Genomic DNA, 2,051 nt, shown 5'->3' on the forward strand with positions numbered 1-2,051 from the left:
AGATATAATAATTTATATGGAACCTACATTAATCTATAAAGCTTTGTCAAACGATACACGTCGTCAAATTTTGCTTTGGCTAAAAAATCCAGAGAAGTTCTTTAATGAAAAGCCTTATTTTCAACAAGGTCTAAATATTCAAGTTGGTGTATGTGTGGGAGATATTCAGGTTAAATCGGGGCTTGCACAATCTGTCATCTCTAGTTATTTGTTAACCATGCAAAAAGCTGGTCTATTGGAATCTGAGCGAATCGGAAAGTGGACTTATTATCGTCGGAATGAAAAAACAATACATGAATTTTCCGAGTACATTCAAAAAGAACTATAAAATAAACGTAAGGAGGTCATTCTTTTTTTGTTTTTACATATCTAGATATACAGATATGTAATTTTATAAATGATTTTAATCTGTATATAAATTAAGAAATAAACAATAGGAATGGAGATTTATATTAATGAAAAAAGTTAACCCTTTGCTTATTATTATGTTGGCTTTAGGCGTATTCGGCATTATTACAACTGAAATGGGTATTGTGGGAGTCCTACCCCAAATAACTCAAAAATTTAATATAACAACTTCACAAGCAGGATTACTTGTAAGTATATTTGCTTTAATTGTTGCCATTTCAGGTCCATTCTTGACCTTACTCGCTTCTGGAATTAATCGTAAAGTAATTCTACTAACCTCAGTATTTATGTTCACGATTTCAAATATTATTTATGCATATACAACGAAATTTGATATCATGCTAGCTTTCCGTATACTACCCGCTATTTTTCATCCTGTCTTTTTTTCGATAGCCCTTGTGACTGCAGCCAAACTTGTTCCTCCGGAAAAAAGTAAGCAAGCAGTTACAAAGGTTTTTGCCGGAATTACTTTCGGATTTGCATTTGGTGTACCTTTAACTTCTTATTTCGCGGAAAAGTTTTCGTTAGAAACTGCTTTCCTATTTGGAGCTGTTGTAAATGCGATTGCTTTTGTAGGAATATTATTGTGGCTTCCTTCCATGCCTAATAAGGAAAAAATGTCTTATGGAAAGCAGCTTGGTATATTACGTAAACCGGGATTATGGTTAAACATCGCAGCCGTTATGTTTATCTTTGCAGCAATGTTCTCTGTATACAGCTACTTTGCCGAATATCTTGGACAATTAACACATATGAATGGGTCTTTGATTAGTGTAATGTTGATGGCGTTTGGTCTAATCATGATTTTTGGGAATTTTTTGTTTGGTGGATTTTTGCAAAAAAGCATAACTAAGACCGTTATAATGTTCCCCCTTCTATATATAGTAATTTATTTATTCGCTTATTATTTGGGCTCCTATTTAATTCCGATGATTCTAATGGTTTTCATTTGGGGAATAGTGCATTCTGGTGGTCTAATTGTCAGTCAAACATGGTTGACAACTGAAGCGAACGAAGCACCTGAATTCGGCAACAGCTTGTTTGTCTCATTTTCAAATCTTGGAATTACTTTAGGGGCGTCTATTGGTGGTTGGTTTATTTCTCACTTGGGAATACATCAACTCATCTGGAGCGGAATTGTGTTTGCATTGCTAGCTTTCATTTTGATCATGATAAAAATGAAAATTTTCAGTTCGAACGTAGAGGGAGTTAGCGTAGGTTCTTGAATTGAATGAACAGTGAAATTATCCGAATGCTGTTTTATATGGCCGTTCGTTACGGTGAAAGTGGTGAAATTGATTTAGAACTAAATAATCAAGTGAACAGCTGCACCAATCCTTATCATGGAAAGTTGGCGGGCCTGCTGGTATGGAACGAACAGGACCCAGTAGATACTTTTGAACGTACTCGAAATGAAATCATTTATAATAAATATAAGCATAATCGCAACCCTTTCATTGATCATCTGGAATGGGCCCTCAGCCATCTGTAAGTAAGAGGAAAGAGCTGTCCTGTTTTTCAGGGCAGCTCTTTCCTCTTATAAAGTCTAAATTTTTGGAAAAATCACATAATTTAATTTTATTTAAATAGCATTCTGTTTCGTAATTATAAGATGTTATACGCTAATAACGAAGAGTATCCCT

At 34.5% G+C, this 2,051-nt stretch carries 2 protein-coding genes and 1 pseudogene; all 3 read left to right on the plus strand.

The window, feature by feature from the left end:
* The first annotated feature begins 16 nt into the window (after positions 1-16).
* On the plus strand, positions 17-328 hold the full coding sequence (locus ACFWE9_RS26765) for an ArsR/SmtB family transcription factor (RefSeq protein WP_230159457.1): 312 nt from the start codon (positions 17-19) through the stop codon (positions 326-328).
* 127 nt (positions 329-455) lie between these two features.
* Positions 456-1,634, plus strand: coding sequence for an MFS transporter (locus tag ACFWE9_RS26770; RefSeq protein WP_230159456.1), 1,179 nt, complete (start codon positions 456-458; stop codon positions 1,632-1,634).
* 17 nt (positions 1,635-1,651) lie between these two features.
* Positions 1,652-1,900: pseudogene (locus tag ACFWE9_RS26775) on the plus strand (endonuclease); the annotation flags it as partial.
* Positions 1,901-2,051 lie beyond the last annotated feature (151 nt).

Source organism: Peribacillus sp. NPDC060253 (assembly GCF_042727425.1).
Lineage (GTDB): Bacteria > Bacillota > Bacilli > Bacillales > DSM-1321 > Peribacillus.

Bases quoted from the DNA above. Each gene is read 5' to 3' on its own strand.
- ACFWE9_RS26765 (WP_230159457.1), top strand. From the start codon at position 17: ATGGAACCTACATTAATCTATAAAGCTTTGTCAAACGATACACGTCGT.
- ACFWE9_RS26770 (WP_230159456.1), top strand. From the start codon at position 456: ATGAAAAAAGTTAACCCTTTGCTTATTATTATGTTGGCTTTAGGCGTA.